Origin of the sequence: Pedobacter sp. B4-66 (assembly GCF_018492665.1) — a bacterium.
Taxonomy (GTDB): Bacteria; Bacteroidota; Bacteroidia; order Sphingobacteriales; family Sphingobacteriaceae; genus Pedobacter.
In genome coordinates, this window is record NZ_JAFVME010000004.1 from 24,598 (window position 1) to 43,203 (window position 18,606).

16 protein-coding genes are annotated in these 18,606 nt (G+C 36.8%); 8 read left to right on the forward strand and 8 right to left on the reverse strand.

Features of this window, described 5'->3' with window-relative positions:
- Window positions 1-27 precede the first annotated feature (27 nt).
- Genes J1905_RS08545 through mutL form a run of 3 tightly spaced genes read right to left on the reverse strand, consistent with a single transcriptional unit; the run spans window position 28 to window position 3,492 of the window.
- On the reverse strand, window positions 28-888 hold the full coding sequence (locus J1905_RS08545; protein ID WP_214226888.1) for a rhomboid family protein: 861 nt from the start codon (window positions 886-888) through the stop codon (window positions 28-30).
- The gene (locus tag J1905_RS08550) at window positions 881-1,606 is read right to left on the reverse strand and encodes a rhomboid family intramembrane serine protease (RefSeq protein ID WP_214226889.1); all 726 of its coding nucleotides are present in this window, start codon (window positions 1,604-1,606) and stop codon (window positions 881-883) included. The genes J1905_RS08545 and J1905_RS08550 overlap by 8 nt, the downstream gene beginning before the upstream one ends.
- A complete protein-coding gene (gene mutL / locus J1905_RS08555) occupies window positions 1,606-3,492 on the reverse strand; it encodes a DNA mismatch repair endonuclease MutL (RefSeq protein WP_214226890.1) in 1,887 nt (628 codons plus the stop codon). Before mutL ends, J1905_RS08550 begins: the two co-directional genes overlap by 1 nt.
- 192 nt (window positions 3,493-3,684) lie before the next feature.
- Here mutL and J1905_RS08560 point away from each other — a divergent pair, with 192 nt between their 5' ends.
- Entirely contained in the window at window positions 3,685-5,502 is a 1,818-nt protein-coding gene (locus J1905_RS08560; RefSeq protein ID WP_214226891.1) for a serine hydrolase domain-containing protein, read from the forward strand.
- A gap of 131 nt (window positions 5,503-5,633) precedes the next feature.
- Entirely contained in the window at window positions 5,634-6,200 is a 567-nt protein-coding gene (locus J1905_RS08565; protein ID WP_214226892.1) for a DUF1579 domain-containing protein, read from the forward strand.
- Window positions 6,201-6,293: 93 nt separating this feature from the next.
- Here J1905_RS08565 and J1905_RS08570 read toward each other — a convergent pair whose 3' ends face one another.
- Entirely contained in the window at window positions 6,294-6,983 is a 690-nt protein-coding gene (locus J1905_RS08570; RefSeq protein ID WP_250318049.1) for a LexA family transcriptional regulator, read from the reverse strand.
- Between the two features lie 235 nt (window positions 6,984-7,218).
- On the opposite strand from J1905_RS08570, the gene J1905_RS08575 reads away from it, so the two are divergent.
- Together J1905_RS08575 and J1905_RS08580 are read left to right on the forward strand one after the other, a co-directional pair.
- On the forward strand, window positions 7,219-8,298 hold the full coding sequence (locus J1905_RS08575; protein ID WP_214226893.1) for a hypothetical protein: 1,080 nt from the start codon (window positions 7,219-7,221) through the stop codon (window positions 8,296-8,298).
- Window positions 8,299-8,305: 7 nt separating this feature from the next.
- The gene (locus J1905_RS08580) at window positions 8,306-9,208 is read left to right on the forward strand and encodes a HEPN domain-containing protein (RefSeq protein WP_214226894.1); all 903 of its coding nucleotides are present in this window, start codon (window positions 8,306-8,308) and stop codon (window positions 9,206-9,208) included.
- 53 nt (window positions 9,209-9,261) lie between these two features.
- On the opposite strand, the gene J1905_RS08585 is transcribed toward J1905_RS08580, so the two are convergent.
- Complete coding sequence (locus J1905_RS08585) at window positions 9,262-10,224, reverse strand: isopenicillin N synthase family dioxygenase (protein WP_214226895.1); 963 nt, start codon at window positions 10,222-10,224, stop codon at window positions 9,262-9,264.
- A 246-nt stretch (window positions 10,225-10,470) separates the two neighbouring features.
- Here J1905_RS08585 and msrA point away from each other — a divergent pair, with 246 nt between their 5' ends.
- Entirely contained in the window at window positions 10,471-11,070 is a 600-nt protein-coding gene (gene msrA, locus J1905_RS08590) for a peptide-methionine (S)-S-oxide reductase MsrA (protein WP_214226896.1), read from the forward strand.
- 74 nt (window positions 11,071-11,144) lie between these two features.
- Window positions 11,145-11,609 carry a copper resistance protein NlpE gene (locus tag J1905_RS08595; protein WP_214226897.1) on the forward strand — a complete coding sequence of 155 codons (465 nt, stop codon included), beginning with the start codon at window positions 11,145-11,147 and terminating at the stop codon, window positions 11,607-11,609.
- 66 nt (window positions 11,610-11,675) lie between these two features.
- Here J1905_RS08595 and J1905_RS08600 read toward each other — a convergent pair whose 3' ends face one another.
- Window positions 11,676-12,659: an outer membrane beta-barrel protein gene (locus tag J1905_RS08600; protein ID WP_214226898.1), complete on the reverse strand. Its 984-nt coding sequence runs from the start codon at window positions 12,657-12,659 to the stop codon at window positions 11,676-11,678.
- Between the two features lie 206 nt (window positions 12,660-12,865).
- Between J1905_RS08600 and J1905_RS08605 the strand changes: the two genes are divergently transcribed.
- On the forward strand, window positions 12,866-13,498 hold the full coding sequence (locus tag J1905_RS08605; RefSeq protein WP_214226899.1) for an NAD(P)H-dependent oxidoreductase: 633 nt from the start codon (window positions 12,866-12,868) through the stop codon (window positions 13,496-13,498).
- 199 nt (window positions 13,499-13,697) lie between these two features.
- Window positions 13,698-16,421 (forward strand): carboxypeptidase-like regulatory domain-containing protein, encoded by a 2,724-nt coding sequence (locus J1905_RS08610; protein ID WP_214226900.1) that lies wholly within the window; start codon window positions 13,698-13,700, stop codon window positions 16,419-16,421.
- Window positions 16,422-16,425: 4 nt separating this feature from the next.
- Here the strand turns inward: J1905_RS08610 and J1905_RS08615 are convergent, their stop codons facing one another.
- Window positions 16,426-17,967: a PspC domain-containing protein gene (locus J1905_RS08615; RefSeq protein ID WP_214226901.1), complete on the reverse strand. Its 1,542-nt coding sequence runs from the start codon at window positions 17,965-17,967 to the stop codon at window positions 16,426-16,428.
- On the reverse strand, window positions 17,967-18,332 hold the full coding sequence (locus tag J1905_RS08620; RefSeq protein WP_214226902.1) for a PadR family transcriptional regulator: 366 nt from the start codon (window positions 18,330-18,332) through the stop codon (window positions 17,967-17,969). Before J1905_RS08620 ends, J1905_RS08615 begins: the two co-directional genes overlap by 1 nt.
- Between the last annotated feature and the right edge of the window lie 274 nt (window positions 18,333-18,606).

An 18,606-nucleotide genomic window follows, 5' to 3' on the forward strand; every position in this document is an offset into this window, starting at 1 on the left:
CCCCTACCTCTTGCTAAACTATAAGCATTAGTGATTACTTGCCTTAAACAAGGTCTCCTTTTCCTCTTTTGTTAGTTTATCATATCCCGATTTAGAAATTTTGTCTAAAATCGCATCTATTTCATTCTGATCGACTGATGGTTCTTTTTTCTTTACCGATGATTTCGGCGAATTATTTTTAACCACCCTTAATTTTGGTCTTTTCTTAAAGAGATTACTCCAGTCTGTTCCATTCTGAAGCATCTTAATATAGGTAAATCCAATAATTGCCCCTCCAATATGTGCAAAACTACCTCCTGCATTTTGAGATGTAGTTCCAATCAAGTCAAGTACTATGTAGGCAATTGCCAAATATTTCAGTTTAACATCACCAAATAATAAAAGTCTGATGCTATAATCTGGAACCAATGTAGCGGTAGCCACTATAATAGCCATAACAGCTGCCGATGAGCCAATGACACTACCGACAGATACACTCCCAATAAATACCGGGAAAATATTAAAAGCCAAAGCAAACAATATCGCTCCTGCAAAACCTCCAGCCAAATACACAAAATGGAATTGACGTGGTTTCAGAAAATCTAAAAAGATTCTGCCCACCCAATAAAGCCACAACATGTTAAATAGTAAATGCAGAAAGCCTTCATGGAAGAACTGATAGGTAAGAATGGTATAAAACCTCGTAGGAAGCTTTGTCAATGAAGCGGGAAAGCCAAAATACTCTCTTATTATTCCGTCGAAATTAACTCCATTTCCTGACAGGAAAAACGGCACATTTATGAGTGCTACTACAACAAAAACAAGCGTGTTTATGCCAATATATAAATATGACGGATCGCCGGAATGAAATATTTTGTTCTTTATATCCTTAAATACACTATTATTCATAATACGTATAGAATCTATTATTGTCCTTATCTTTCCAAAGCTTAACTAAAATAAAGCCAATTAATGCACCTCCCAAATGGGCATAATGAGCAACAGAATCCCCCTGTACTTGTGCAACCCCCATTGTTAGTTCAAAAAGAATGTATACTGGTATGATATATTTGGCTTTAATTGGCACCGGAATAAACATAATATATAATTCCGTATTAGGATAAAGCATTCCAAAAGCTACCAATAATCCAAATACAGCCCCCGAAGCGCCTAACATTGGTCCATTATAAATCCCAGATAGCGTTTCAACTTGAGATGCGGTAAGGTTTTGCAAATGATACAATGTTTGTCCAGGTATAGCCGTACCCACTATTTGGTGTACTTCAAATGCCTGAACCGCCCATTGAAGACCCAATGCACCAAGACCTGTAATCATGTAAAAATTAAGAAAGCGCTTAGCTCCCCATCTCGATTCCAATACCCCTCCAAACATGTATACAGCAAACATGTTAAAGAAAATATGCATAAAATTTTCGGGACTATGCATAAACATGTAAGTAATCGGCTGCCAGATCTTAAAAAAAGGAGAGTCGAAATAAAATACCGAGAGTTTTTCGACAAGTAAATAACCACCCTCACTATCTTTAAACATAAAAGTTGCGGCAAAGAAAATCACATTGATGATCAACAGATTCTTTACCACCGGCGGTATATGTATGTTATTCATTATTTATCAAATTTTTTATCAAGTTCTGTCAATCCAATTGTTTGTATAACCGGCTTTCCGCTTATGCTAAAGTTAGGAGTTTTACAAGCAAAAAGCTGCTCAATAAGCATATTCATTTCTGCCTGGCCTAGTACTGTACCACTTTTAATAGCACTATTCCTTGCCATACTTCTGGCCAATGCATCTCTTTTATCCAGTTTTAATTCCTGTTGAGAGTTTTTAAACCCTTCTATCAGGTGCTCAAATAACTGAGTTTCATTGATATTATTACTTCCCAGATCGACAGGAATTCCCTCTATAACTAGTGTGTTTTTACCAAACTCCCTTACTTCGAAACCTAAACTTTTTATATCCTCCAGTAAACTTTTTGCCAGTTCATAATCATTAGGACTTAAAGTAACCGTTTGCGGAAATAAACTTTGCTGTGATGCGCCCTTTCGATCTTCAAGATGCAAAATAAAACGCTCATATAAAACCCTTTCATGTGCGGATTGCTGATCTATAAGCATAAGGCCCGACTTAATCTGCGAGATGATATAGCGATTATGAAGTTGCATCAATTGCTTCTGTACCGGAACAAATTGGTCGTCAGCCTCGGTCCCTGCTAATTCAAGAGCAGACTGTTGAGCAGGACTATGATTTGCAATCTCATAAAGAGAGCCCCAGTTTTTTGTACTTGTCGGCATTTTACCACCCCCGGATCCATAGTTTTTAGAAAAACTTGCATATGAGGTATCTTGACTATAAGATGAATCTCTTGGCGCAGGCTTATCCCCAGCAAAAGGATTAAAATCAGGATTAAAACTAATACTAGGCGGCACTATCTCCTCAGGTGCTTTATGAGTAATCATGCTACTAAAGCCAGTCTCCTGGTCAAAATCTATGGTTGGGCTAATATTAAACCTCCCTAAAGACCTCTTTACAGCAGAGTGAAGAATCGCATAAATCGACTTTTCATCCAAGTATTTAATCTCAGTTTTAGTAGGGTGTACATTTACATCAATCTTCGCAGGATCGATATCGATAAACAAAACATACAACGGAAAGTTATCATCAGGCAACAACTCTTCATAGGCTCTGTTTACAGCGTGATTAAGATAAGGATCTTTAATAAAACGATTGTTTACAAAAAAGAACTGCTCACCCCGGGTTTTTTTAGCGAATTCCGGTTTACCTATAAATCCTTTTAAATTAATGATAGAAGTATCTTCCTCAACCGGAATTAGGCGTTGATTGTAGTTATTACCAAACAAGTGAACAATACGTTGCTTTAAAGCTGACGCAGGTAACCTGTAAATTTCAACCCCATCATGATGAAGACTAAAGCCAATAGCAGGGTTTGCCATTGCTACCCGTTGAAATTCGTCAATGATATGGCGCATTTCCGCAGGATTACTTTTCAGAAAGTTCCTTCTAGCAGGAGTGTTATAAAATAAGTTCTTTATGCTAATGCTTGTTCCTTCAGCCGCAGCCACAGGTTCTTGCTTTATAAAAGTTGCTCCCTCAATCTCAATCAGAGTTCCTACTTCATCTTCATGTCTGCGGGTTTTCATTTCTACCTGAGCAATAGCAGCAATAGAAGCCATTGCTTCTCCCCTAAAGCCCATCGTTCTAATTGCAAAAAGATCTTCAGCTTTTCGAACTTTTGAAGTAGCATGGCGCTCAAAACACATACGAGCATCCGTAATGCTCATCCCACACCCATTATCTATAACTTGTATCAATGCCTTACCGGCATCCTTAACAATCAATTGAATTTTATTGGCTCCTGCGTCTATAGCATTCTCCAATAGCTCTTTTACTGCCGATGCCGGGCGCTGCACCACCTCTCCTGCCGCAATTTGATTAGCAACACTATCGGGTAAAAGTTGTATAATATCTGACATTTATATTCCTTGGTAAAGGTTGCTAATTTATGCAAAATAAGCCTCATATCGGCTCTTCTTTTCAGATAATTGATGTTCATGGACCAGATATTACCATAAAATTACCATTATATTTACAACGCCCTCAACACATCAAAAATTTAATAATTACGTTTACTATAACAAAACCTACATTAAGGGAGAAATACATATATGAGAAAGAATAACCTGGCAGGTATCATTGCAATTAGTTTCCTTGCATTATTTACATTCACGGCCTGTGCTCAGAACCACCAACAAAATGAACAAACCCTTACTATTTTAAACACTATCGAGAACAATACAGTACTTTTAAATAACCATGAAAACATAATCCCTCTGCTAAATCTCGACAAAAAGAACATAGCATCTGTTAGCCTTGGTCTAACCAGCCAGACTATATTTGACAGTCTTTTAAATAAATACGCAAAAATCACTTCTTTCTCTTCTGCCAACTATCAAAACTCTGCAGCGCTAAATGATCTTGAAGATGACTTGAAATACTACAACACCATCATTGTCTCCCTCACCTCAACTGCAGCAAATGAGATCCGGAATATTAACCTTATTAAAAACTTAGCCAACAATAAGCAAGTCATTGTTTCCTTATTCGGAGATGGCAGAACTCTTCCGTCTTTTGATGAAATTAAAGCTCCAATTATTTGGACTGACCAAAACACTCCTTTAGCTGCCGAAATTATCCCACAGGTAATTTTCGGAGGAATAGGGGTCAGCAAAAAACTTACGGCCAATTTTTCACCTAAGTATACCGCAAACTCAGGATTCACAACCCTTCCTATCCGCCTAAAATATACACTTCCTGAAGATGCCAACGTAAATACTGAAAACCTAAAAGAAATAGATAAGATTGCCACCGAAGCCATTAATGCCCGAGCCACTCCCGGAGTTGTTGTCCTTGTAGCTAAAAATGGAAAGGTTATTTTCAATAAAGGCTACGGCACCCACACTTATGATGACAGAAGTCCTGATAAGGTTAATGATATTTTTGACCTTGCTTCTGTAACCAAAATTGCCGCCACCACCCCAATTGTTATGCGTCTTTTTGAAGAAAAGAAACTCAAACTGGATACAAACATAGGAGCCTACATTCCTAAGGCAAGAGCAACTGCTATGAACAATATTCAGGTAAGAGAGGTAATGTTACATCAGGCAGGATTTATCCCTTACATTCCTTTCCACGACGCTATCAAACCCACAGATCATAGCGCCGATTCATCAGCAGCTTTTCCAACAAAAGTGGCTGATGGATATTACATAAGAAAAGATTACTTCAAAGATGTGATGTGGCCCAAAATGCTAAATGCACCTATCAAAACAAGGGGGAAATATGTATATAGCGACATTAGCATGTATGTAATGAAAGATATTGTTGAGCGCATTAGTGGCGAGCCTTTAAATCAATATGCAAGTGAAAATTTCTATCAACCCCTAGGTATGCAAACCGCAGGATTTCTGCCTAGAAATAGATTCAACAAAGATCAGATCATCCCTACAGAAAACGATACCTATTTCAGAAAAACATTATTGACAGGATATGTACACGACCAGGGAGCGGCCTTAGTTGGTGGTGTTTCGGGCCATGCTGGCTTATTTGCAAGCTCAAATGACTTAGCCATTTTATATCAAATGCTACTAAATAAGGGTGCTTATGGTGGTCAGCAATATTTCAAACCCGAAACTGTAGATATGTTTACTCAACGACAATCTCCGGTTAGCAGACGAGGCTTAGGATTTGACAGATGGGATCCTGATCTAACAAAAAAATACCCTTCAGAACTTGCTTCTTCACAAACATATGGTCACACCGGCTATACCGGCACCTGTGTATGGGTTGATCCATCAAGAGGTTTGGTTTATATATTTCTTTCAAACAGAGTTAATCCTTCTGTTACCGATAAACTAAGCACAATGAAAATCAGAGGCAGAATAGAAGACGTAATAAACAAGGCAATTGACAAGGGAACAAAATAACCTTAAACAAGCTTAAAACAACAATACAAAAGACTGATACACAAACACTACACAACTTTACACATTCAACCATCATAGTCGATATAGAGTCGTTTTTTTCGTAAATTAGATATAACCTTAAATCTATAATTATGAAAAAAATATCAATTATTGCAGCTCTGCTTATGCTTGTCGTAGTATGTAGAGCTCAAACACCTGATGACGCGATGATGAAAGCCTGGGAAGCATACATGACACCTGGTGATGTGCATAAAATGATGGCTAATGACAATGGTTCATGGAAGGCTGAGGTGACTATGTGGATGAGCCCTGATGCTCCACCAACAAAAAGCGAAGGTTCCTGTATGCAAAGTATGATCCTCGGTGGTCGCTATCAACAGTCCTCATTTAAAGGAACAATGATGGGGAAACCTTTTGAAGGTCTGGGTCTTATGGGCTATGATAATGCAAAAAAAGTGTTTGTAAGTTCCTGGGTTGACAACATGGGCACTGGAATGATGCAAATGGAAGGTACTTGGGATGACGCAACTAAATCAATTACTCTTAAAGGTAAAACTGTAGACCCAATGACAGGTAAAGACATGGATGTACGGGAAGTGCACAAAATAGTTGACAATAAAACCCATGTAATGGAAATGTACATGACCACTGATGGCAAAGAAATGAAAACCATGGAAATTAAATTCACTAAAGAATAAGGTTTCTCAATAAACCTAATTTTATCACAAGGCCCAATTTTGCTGAGAGAAATAGCAAAATTGGGCCTTGTTGCAGAGTATAAAATTTCTTTACTATAACTGATTGCGCGTCACCTTACCCTTTACAATAAACAGTTTTTTAATGAATTCCTTCCCGATTACCGTGTCTCCTTTAAAATTGGGATTGGAAGAACGAAGTATAAGTTTCCCTTCATCAGGATGCTCAAACAGTAACTTTACGGTCACAATACTGTTGGCTCGCTCATCCGCAACCACCAGATACGCTTCTCCCCATTGAATGATATCAAAATTCCGGATCTCCCTGATTGCTATAATTTCACCACTTGCATATTTAGGATACATACTATCACCATAAATAGGCAAATAAGCATCACAATCATTAAATGGTCTAAAATTGACATAATATTCCGGCGACTCCATAAACAGGTCTTGCCCACCAAAATGCATCTCAGATAAATTTACATTAAAAAAAGGCACACTTTGACAATCCTGCTCTGAAATAGCAACCGCTGATGATGACGTCGCTTTATCAAACATCTCCCCTTCACCCGTTACTAACCAACTTTCATTGATATGATGACAACCAATAATATCTTTTGATAGTCTTTTTCCTATTTTACGCTTTCCATTCTCAATAGCAGAGCAATTACTCACATGTTCAGTCACAGGACCATAAAACTGCTCCAAAGTCATACCCTTAGCCACTCTTACTTCCTTTAGACGTGAAGAAAAATTATCTCCCTGTATATCAGTTTGTTTCAAAATACTATCATTTATTTAGTCATTTAACTTTTTTATTATATCAAAAGAGCGCATACTTGTCTTATGATTGCAGCTAAGTCATATGACTTTAAGCAGGCTGTAAAAATATTCAAATAATTCAGAAACTATGAAGTATCACAAATTTTGTTGTTACAAACCGTACCCCAGCTCACTTATCAAAAAAGAAATCGAAAGTCCTTATCTGGTACTTAACGAACTATTCACCAAAAGAACTATGAAGGATTTTCAAAATGGTCTTTGGACGCTTCAAAGAAACGTCTATAAAGATCATGAGTGGAAGAATTATGATCCGGCAGATCTTTATATTCTCTGCTATGATTTAATAAGATTAACAGACACCCTCTGGCTAATCAATAAATACAGTCCGGGACTAAGTTCTCCTTTAAACAGTATCCCCGATGAAAGTTCAGATTCTGAATTAATGGATAGCCTCAATATGCTATTTGCACGCTTAGGAAATAAAGATCCACATAAAGAAAAGGATAAAGGCCAAACTGTACTCAGCAATTTCTTTGACAACAACTATAACGGATTCAACAGGTCCGACATCTATTCCTACCTGCAGCTCGCACTCGATGCGTCATACATGCAAAGCAATAAATATGATTACTTTAGCACGCAAGACAACGACCTGGCATCAGATTTCTTTAATATATCTGAACTGATCACAGAAGGATACAAGATTTATCAATACGGAGCCCATATGTTCCCTGACCTTCTGTCCTGTAAAGAAACCAAATTTGCCATTGATTATGACCGTCCGACGCTTTTATCTTATGAATGTCTAGCAAAACCATCTGACGTCGCTGAAGATTTTTTTACTTATTCCCTTGACATCAACCATATAAATACTGGCTTAAAAGCATGGAAAAAACTTCTATATGAAAATAATTTCTGGAAAAAAGCAAACAATCCGGGCAATCTGATCCATTTACAGGAGTGCCTGGTAAAGCTGATCGAAACGATCTGGCTGATGCATCAAAAAGGTGAGTTGCAAAGCTATCAAAACAACTATAAAGCAGCAAACGAAGCGCTATCAATCGCAAAAAATTACAGCTCTGAAGAACAAATTAACCCTTTTCTAGCAATACAAAGTTTTTTCACATTTAAAAAGATGCATAAATGGAAAATGCTTCTTCACAAGTGGCTTACATACAGCCTAAGTAACTCTGAAAAAATCACACCTAAAAATCAACACAAGACAGAACTTGCCTTCAGGCAATTATTAAAGTTTATTGAAGCTACTCATTTATTAATGCACAGTCCGAAACAGACTGACAACTCTATCAATTGAATTAATCATGAAAAAACAAAATCTATCTCCTTCGACCGTTAGCGACAAACCAACTGCAGATGCTCTAGAACTTGAAGCCATTAAAGAACTTCTCCTTTCAAAATTTGCAATAGAAAAGGTCATCTGTTTTGGCAGTATTATTAACAATATTCAAAACAACAGTTGCTTTAAAACCTCAGAGAATGAACCCGAAGTAAAACTACAAAACAGCTATTATTTACTTGTGGTTCCAAAGGCCAGCGAGACACTTGCAGACATAGTTATACAGATGCAACTGGAAGAAGGTTTAAAAACCCTGGCTAATGTTACTATTATTGTACACAGGATGGAAGAGATTAATAAAGCCCTGGAAAATGGAAGTTCATTTTTTACCACAATATACAAGAAAGGAACCGTTCTGTTCGATCATGAAAAAGAGGACTTTGTAGTTCCCGCCTCCGGTACTCCGCTCAATAAACGAATCATCAAACGGGAAGCCTTTTGGCTCCAGTGGTTTAGCCTTTCTGAAGGCTTTTTAAGAGGAGCGGTCTTTTTTAAGAATGACAACAACCACAACCTCTCGGTCTACATGCTCCATCAGGCATTGCAGCATTGCTATTCAGGAATGCTGCGAGTGCTGACCGGCTATCGTACCAACACCAATGGATTACCCCGATTAATGAAATTAATTGACAATATAATACCGGAATCTTCTTTCACTAGCTTTAAAAAAACTCCTGAAGATACCAGGCTGATAGGTCTGCTGCTCAAGGGTTTTGGTGATGCGCGATACAGTGACAAATTTAAAATAACCGAACAGGAATTATCAATGATAACTACCCGCATTGAAGAAATATTAAAAACTGCTAATACCTCCTGCCTTCTGCACATCAAAAAGATAAAAGAAGGAAAAACATCCTACATTGCCTAAAAATTCAGTAATAGTAAAAATGTAGTGATCTCTTCGAAGAGATCACTACATTTTTATTTTTTTAACCCAATCTCCCTTAGTCTTTCATCAAGATATTCACCTGCAGTCATGTCCTCGTAGGCTTTAGGATGACTTCCATCGATACAAGATTCAAGACTTGTTAAGTCCATATCAGAACGTGGGTGTAAAAAGAAAGGAACCGAAAAACGTGAAGTTTTCATTAATTCCCTTGGTGGATTCACCACTCTATGGGTGGTAGATTTTAATTTATTATTTGTTAATCGTTGCAGCATGTCTCCAACATTTACAACGATATCAGTATGATGAGCCTTAATTGGCAACCACTCATTGCTTCTTGTCAACACCTCTAAACCATCCGCACTTGCGCCAATTAGTAAGGTAATCAAATTGATATCTTCATGTGCACCTGCACGAACAGCATCATCCGGCAATGCTTCAGGATCCTGAATAGGAAAATAATGGATTCCTCTTAAAATCGAATTTCCATTATGTACATGTTTATCAAAATAATCTATAGGTAACTCAAGATAAGTAGCTATTGCACGTAACAAATGTTTACCATTACTCTCCAAATGCTGATAAATTTCTCGGGTTACTTCATTAAATCCAGGGATTTCTTCAAGATATTCATTATCTGGATATTGGCTTTTTATCGGATCATTATCGGTCACTTCCTGACCAATTTGCCAAAACTCCTTTAAGTCAGCCGTTTTAGCCCCTTTTGCTGTTTCTTTTCCTGGGCTGGTATAACCACGTTGTCCTGCCAGCTCAACTCTTTCGTATTTTTTCTTCTGTTCAGGAGAAAGCCCAAACATTGACTGAATATTTTTATACAATTGATCGATTAATTCCTGACTTACCCCGTGATTAGTGATGGTTACAAAACCAGAATCATTAAACGCCCGACCTAGTTCGTCAGAGAATTTTTTACGCTGTTCTTCATTTCCATTGATGTATGAACCAAGGTCCAAACAAGGAATATAAGGTGTTGACATAGTAATTTATTTTATGAGTAATAACAATCTAATTTAAGAAACAATTGTTAATAAACCTTAAGTGAGAAACCGTAACTTGTATAACATTCTACAAATAACTACCTTAAGTTATTCACACAAACAGACCGAAAATAAAATTATCAGATAATTGTAAAGTTAGAATAGAATTGAAATTAATCGAAAACTATATCGCCTCAAGCAGCGTAAGTTTACTTTACAAAAGATTTTCAAATTAGTATTTGAGTTATGAAAAGTATATTCATTATGATCCTAGTCCTTTTATCAGCAATTGGTGCAGATGCACAGTCTAAAAATTCGCAAAAGGCCACATTTGGCATGGGATGTTTTTGGTGCTCAGAGGCCCTTTTCCAACGTTTAAATGGAGTCAAGGAGGTTAAATCAGGCTATGAGGGGGGTAATGTGACTAATCCATCCTATGAAGATGTGTGTACCGGAACTACCGGTCATGCAGAAGTAATCGAGGTTACATATGATCCTGCGAAAATAAAATACGAAGAACTTCTCGAAGTGTTTTGGAAAAGCCATGATCCAACAACCTTAAATCGTCAGGGTGCAGATGTTGGCACCCAGTACCGTTCAGTCGTTTTCTATCATAATGAAGAGCAGAAACAGCTTGCCGAGAAATATAAAAAAGAACTGAATGACACCAAGGCATTTGATAAACCAGTGGTAACTGCTATAAATAAAGCATCTACATTTTATGTCGCAGAAGGATATCACCAAGACTATTTTAATAAAAATGCGAATAAACCCTACTGCCGTCTTGTGATTTTACCTAAAATGGAAAAACTTGAAAAGGTATTTAAAGCAAAACTCAAACAATAGAATTAGCTTTTGGAACACCCTCTTTTTCTTGGTTTAATATTTGATGCACTCAATCAAAATAGACATCATCCCCTATGAAAACACAATTCTTATCAATGGCAATAGTTTCAATACTACTATGGAGCTGTAGTAACTCCAACAAATCACAAAAAAACACTGACGCATCCTTAATAGATACAGCAACAGTACTAGATACAACAACAGTTGTAGATACTCACAATGCTCAAACTTCTCTTGATTGGAATGGCACCTATAAAGGCATCACACCGTGTGCAGACTGCGAAGGAATTGAAACAGAAGTAACCCTTAACAAAGACATGACTTTTATAGTCAAAACAATATATAAAGGTAAAAGCGATAAAGTATTTGAAGAAAAAGGAAGCTTTAAATGGGACGCAACCGGGTCAAAAATTTCTCTTGAAGGCCTAAAAGATAGACCAAGTCAGTTTTTCGTTGGAGAGAACACCTTAACTCAACTTGATCTTGAAGGAAATAGAATTACAGGAGCATTGGCAGAAAAATATATTCTTAAAAAATAAACAAGATTAAATGAGGCCATTCATAAAGTTATAAAAAACACTTATTGAATGGCCTCAATAATGTACTTATATTCCTATTTTAACACCAACGTTCAATCCAAGTCCACCAATATTAATGTATGATCTTAAATCATCCGATGATTTTGTTGGGTCATAATTAGCCTGCCCCTTAACGTTCATCGATGAATTTATAGTTTTGTGATAATTAACATCCCTATCTCCTTTGGGCTGATCATCAAGCGTTAGCTGTTTTGACCCTGCCGGAGTATTAGTTGCATTCACCACCACAGTTGCTGTTCCTTCATATTTCCTAAGCTCTTTATCCTTACCTCCAACAGAAACATTTCGATATTCAATTTCAGAGAACAAGCTTATATTATTACCAATCTTATAATCAAATCCTAAAGCACTTTGAAAACCAATAGTAGGTCTTGGGTTAATGCGCTCTTCTCTGGCCAAAACAAGAGTTGTGCGAGTACCCGGAGGAGATACTGTTCCTTGTGAGGCCGCGATCTGCCCTGTTTTATCATCTACAGAAGTATTGATCTGCAAATATCCTCCCACAGGAACTATTACACCAATTTTACTATAAGGTTGTAACTTTCCTGCATTCGGAATTCGGAAAACCAATGCGGGTGCAACATCATACGCTTTCACCTTTCCTATCGCATGCAGACTTAGTACATTTGTCCCATTATTAATTACGGTTTGTTTCAGCATATCCTGCTCTTCGCTATTAAAATAATTAAGCCCTACTTCAACACCAATAATCTTGTTGAACTGATAACCGCCTACTAATCCCACCCTAAAGCCTTGTCCAAAGGAACCTGTTAATGCAGTTTCAGAAGTAGTCGTGGTAGCACTTGCGCCAGTTCCAGTAATAGTTGTAGTTTTATCTCTTGCTAATTGGCCGTTTATTGCCGGAAATTCAACTGGAGTTACTTTCATAAAATAACTACCTGTTGGTTTAATGTAAAAGCCTTTTTCTTGTGCTAGTGATGACAGAGAGGCAGTGGCTAATAATACTGCTGATAGAATTAACTTTTTCATATTTGGTTAGATTTATTTATATGCATGCATAGTAATAAACGTGTCAAACCCAAAAAAAGTTTGTTATCATTTAAAAGTCATAAGCTTTAGTTTTTTTTATTGTTCAAACTAACGTTACTACATTTGCTAACACTGTTATTTTTAAAGCTCCCGTTAGAGCTAAATATAAGTGCTTAAAACAAAGAAATAAACTAAAGAATTTGAATATGAGCTTAATTGAAGCCTTAAACTGGCGATATGCCACAAAAAAAATGAATGGTGAAACAGTTTCACAAGATAAAGTTGATCAGATTTTAGCTGCTGCTCATTTAGCGCCAACATCTTCAGGTTTACAACCATTTAAAATTATTGTAGTTACCAACCCAGAATTAAAAGAAAAAATTAAAGAAGTGGCTTACGGACAATCTCAAATTACTGACTGTTCTCACCTATTAATCTTTGCTGCATGGGATAATTATACAGAAGAACGCATCAAAGCGGTATTTAACCATACCAACAATGAGCGTGGATTACCTGAATCTGCAACAGCTGATTATGTAAATAGACTTATAGGTTTATATACTGCAAAAACTGAGGAAGAAAACTTCCATCACGCAGCAAAACAATCTTACATCGCTTTTGGTGTTGCTTTAATGGAGGCTGCCATTTTAAAAGTTGATGCTACTCCAATGGAAGGTTTCGATCCAGCAGGAGTTGATGAATTGTTAGGCTTAAGAGAACAAGGATTACGCAGTACTACATTACTTCCATTAGGATACAGAGATGCAAGTGGCGACTGGTTAGCAAACCTTAAAAAGGTACGTACACCTTTATCAGATTTTGTAATCGAGTTTAAATAAACCGGCCAGAAGGTTGAACTAAGTTCAACGTAACAAAAAAAATAAGAAGATTCTGAATTCATTTTCAGGGTCTTTTTTTGTATTAGAGCCCTTCCTGAGTCGCAATGATATGTCAAAATATGTTAAAGATGCGATCCAACTAACCTATTCAGTTCATAAATGAATATATTAGCGTGATTAACAGCATATATTCATTTTGATGAGATTCGTAAAATTTGTAATTGCCCTTATATTCATTTCAACTGCCGTGCAACTTTCTTCATATGCACAGCAAGACAGTATTGTTTTAGATAATATCATGAATAAATCCAAAAAACTCGCGGAAGAACGTCCGACGGAAAGGGTTTATGTACACTTTGACAAACCTTACTATAGCGTAGCTGATACTATTTGGTTTAAGACATACTTAACAATGGAACAAAATCTTCCTTCCATTTTAAGCAAGGTAGTTTATGTTGATATTATAAATAATAGAGACTCTTTAGTTCAAACCGTAAAATTACCCGTTGTAAAGGGGATTGCTACCGGAAATATCCCGCTTACCCCAGGCATTTACAAACAAGGAAACTACTACATTAAAGCATATACTTTATGGATGTTAAACTTTGGAGAAGACTTTTTCTTTAGCAAAACCATTCCGGTTGGCGAAGCGATAGATAAGCAACTGATTACACATTTCAGCTATAAAACGAATCAAACAGATAAAAACCAGAGTATTGAGGCCATAGTTCAATTTAAGAACAGCGAAAATGTTGCACAGGCTAATAAAACCGTAAACTGGAAAGTTACCTCAAATTTTGACGTTGTAAGTAAAGGTAAAGGTACTACAGACCAGAATGGAATCTTAAAAATCAGGATTGATTCGCGTAAAAACGAGCCAATTACCAATGGCGAACTTATAACCGACGTAAGCTTAAGTGAAACGGATATAGTCACATCAAACTTCAAACTTAAGCCGGTTAAAAACACCAATGATATTCAATTCTTTCCAGAAGGTGGGGAGTTAGTTAGTGGTGTAGCCACAAGAATCGGCTTTAAAGCAATAAATGGTGCAGGATTAGGTATCGACGTAAAAGGCACAATCACTGATAACGGAGGTAATAAACTTACAGACTTTACATCTGCGCACCTGGGTATGGGCTCATTTTATTTAAATACAGAAAATACAAAAACATATACTGCTAACGTCACGTTTAAAGATGGTACGACCAAGAGTTACGAATTGCCAAAATCAGTTCAATCTGGGATAACACTTCAAGTAACCAATACAGATCCATTAGCTATTGCTCTTAAAATTTTTGCTAACGAAGCATATTTTGAAGCCAATAAAGGAAAATCAGTATTTATTGTTGGTTCCAATGGCGGAATCGTCTATTACGCAGCTAAAACCAAGCTAAACGGCTTAGCCACGAACGCTAAAATCCCTAAAGACAAATTTCCTTCAGGTATCACACAAATCACCCTATTCAACGAAGCCGGAGACCCCGTAAGTGAAAGACTTGCATTCAATTATCCGAAAAGCACAATAAATGTAGCTTTAAAGACAGATTTGCCTGCCTACAAACCAAGACAAAAGGTAAAAATGACCGTAACAGCAAAGAATGGAGCAACACCTATTGATGGAAGTTATTCTATTTCTGTTACTGATGATCAGAAAGTACCAGTAAACGAAGACAACGAGATTACCATATTAAGCTCTTTACTCCTTACATCTGAGTTGAAAGGTTATATTGAAAAACCAAATTACTATTTCAACAAACCTGATGAAAAGAAATCGGCCGATCTGGATGTATTAATGCTTACCCAAGGTTACCGACGTTTTAATTTCAAAGACATCATGACGGGTCAGCTTACTCCACTAACAATGTTACCTGAGCAAGACATGCGAATTTCAGGTACCTTAAGAGATCGTACTGGTATGCCGGTAAGAAAAGGAGCATTAAGATTAACTGTTACCGGAAGTAAATATGCCGCAGAGGCATTAACAAATAACACAGGTGTATTTGTTTTCCCTAACCTTAACATTCCCGATTCATCAGAAGTAGTTATCAATGCTAAATACAGCGCCAATGGCTCTAACCTAATGATAATGCTTGATGGACAGGTAGCCGCCCCTATTTCCAAAAACCCTAAACAACTCGACGAAATAGTTAATATAGACAGTGCCCTTGCCCCTTATTTAAATAACAGTAAAAAACAATACAACTACCTGCGAACACTTAAGGAGGTAAAAATTGAGGGCGCTAAAGTAAAAAAACCTAGTCATGCCGATTATCCTTCACTATCCGGATTAAGCAATATTACAGGAACCACAATAGATGGAGATCGTTTTCAGGGATGTAATACATTCGCACTCTGCTTGCAAACTTTAGCTATGGGCTTAACTTATTTTGAGAATAACTTTTATGTAACAAGAGATTACAATCAGGGGAACAAAACACCTGTACAAATTTTCATTAACGGATCACCAAGTGATTACTTTGCATTAACTGCCGTTCAATCTTCAGATGTAGAATCGGTTGAAGTATTCCCTAAAGATGAGTTGGGAACAGTAAATAGATTGTACGGAACAAATGGTGTATTAGTTGTAAACTTGAAAAAAGCCCCTAAGGGTACAAAAATGAGCTTAGCAGAATTTAAAAAGCTTATGCCTGAGGCAAACATTTTAAAGTTTAGTCCTAAAGGATTCAGTACTCAAAGAGAGTTCTATTCTCCTAAATATGTAAATGCAGCCAGCACTTATAACTTTAATGATTTAAGAAGCACAATATATTGGAACCCTAAAGTAGTTCCAGATGCTACCGGAGCATTATCTTTAGAATATTATAATGGAGATGGTAACGGCACATATAGAGCGGTAATAGAAGGGGTAGACAAAGATGGAAATGTATCCCGCTCGGTCTACCGCTATACTGTTAAATAATCGGCTACTCCCCGTTATTTTCAGCCTCTTCATGCTCACATTTAATTCCGGCATCGGTCATTTTCCATGCCGTGAATTCACTATTTGAATCGTGATTACAATCCCAATAGCCGTAGCCATCTAAGTATCGGCTAAAGTCTTTGCTTATGTTAAGCTTAGTCCCAACAGGTACTTTTAATGTTAGATCAACTTCCTGACCGCGCCAATTGCCCGTTTTGGCAAATTGCAGCATCGGACTAAATGTTAATAGAGAATCATGCTGTAAGAAATCGTAATGAATATTCTGAGCGTTCTTTAATGCTACTTCAAAAGTTTTACCTCTTGCTTTGTAGTACTGACTTAAAGAGGTTTTTCCATTTTCACTTTTTTCAATATTCAACCTGATGTTTCTAGGGGCATCAAAATTATGATCAAGATCAGTTAAGATTCTTCGTCCATTGTAATTTCCAGGATCAATACTATAGCGCAAGCTATCCTCTTTTGTAAAAAACCTTGTTCTATCAATATTTAAAGTATAAGTCTGAAATGTTTTAACATCATTCACCTGAGTAAATTCAGCACCCTCTTTAAATTCAGAACCTATTTTTACGACATAGAATGTAGTTACAGCCACACCTGCAAGCCAAATAATCAACAATCCAAATGAAAGCGACTTATTCATTGGTCTGCTATTAAATGCTACTCTAACTGAAAAAAGAACAAGAGCCAAAACAGGAATTACACAAACTATAAAAGCAGCAAACATTGATACAGTTATATATTCTTGATTAATGATACTAAGCGGAAACAGCTGATAAATATTCGAATCCCATATTCCAAGCAATGCAGCAAGTATAACAATTAGAGATAAAATAGCTATTGATCCAAAAGCAATGATCCCGGCAGCGATAATTTTGAATATAACCTTTCCGGTTCCATTTATAAAATTACCCAATACATCCAAAAACTCAGCTATAAAACCTCTCGAATGATGAACCAATGGTTGCAAATAACTGTTGGCAAATCCGCGTAAATTTGCTTCTTCACCCCTCATCGTCATCTTCTCTGCTTTCGTTACAGCTCTTGGAATCATAATCCACAACACGACATAAGCTAAAATACCAGACCCACCCAGAAAAATAGTGGCAATAGCAATCAGTCTTACCAAGCGGGATTCTACATCCAGATAATGAGCTAAGCCTGAGCATACACCGGCTATCATTGCCTGATCCGTATCTCTGTAAAGTTTTTTCACACTAAATTGTGGAGGAGCAATATATTCTTCTGCTTCCTCTTCTTCAGATGATTCAAAGTCCTTTACCGATCCCATCTGAGCAATAACAGATTGAACGTCCTGAATATTAATCACCTGCTTTTGTTGGCTATTTAACATTTCGCCAAACATCTCTGCAATTCTGTTCTCTATGTCGGTTACAATTTCGAAATCATCTGCACTTTTTGCAAAATGCTGTTTTACTTCATTTAAGTAAACTGTCAGCATTTCATAGGCATCCTCTTCTATATGAATAATGGAATTGCCAATATTTATGTTGAGTGTCTTCTTCATTACTTGTTAAGATTTATTTGGTCCTTGGTTTCATTATCGGCAACTTTCTTTGACGTGTTTATAGCATAGGCAAGCTCCTGCCATGTAGAGTCAAGCTGCCCTAATATTGATTTACCCTTTTCAGTAAGTAAATAATACTTTCTAGGCGGTCCTGATGTAGACTCAACCCAATTATAGCTTAATAATCCGTTGTTCTTTAAACGGGTAAGCAAAGGATACAAAGTGCCCTCCACCACAAGCAACCTTGCCGATTTCAATTCGGCTATAATATCCGAAGCGTAAATTTCACCTCTGGATATGATAAGAAGCACACAGTATTCCAGTATGCCCTTTCGCATTTGCGTTTGCGTATTTTCTGCTATCATAATACAAAGTTATATGTTTTATATAGTAATATGCAATACATAGTACTATAAATAATTAAAATAAACTCACAATAACCTGATATACAGTATTATAATTTTAATCAGAATATTTAATTCTCCCGAGAAAACCGAAAATTTGGTTAGAAATGTTAACGATAAATCATAATTATCAACATTTTAGCAGGCAAACATAAGTTTGGCTCACAGTTTGCATTAATCAAATGCATCTACCTGAAAACCATCTACCTATGTTAACTAAAACTCACTCCTTCAT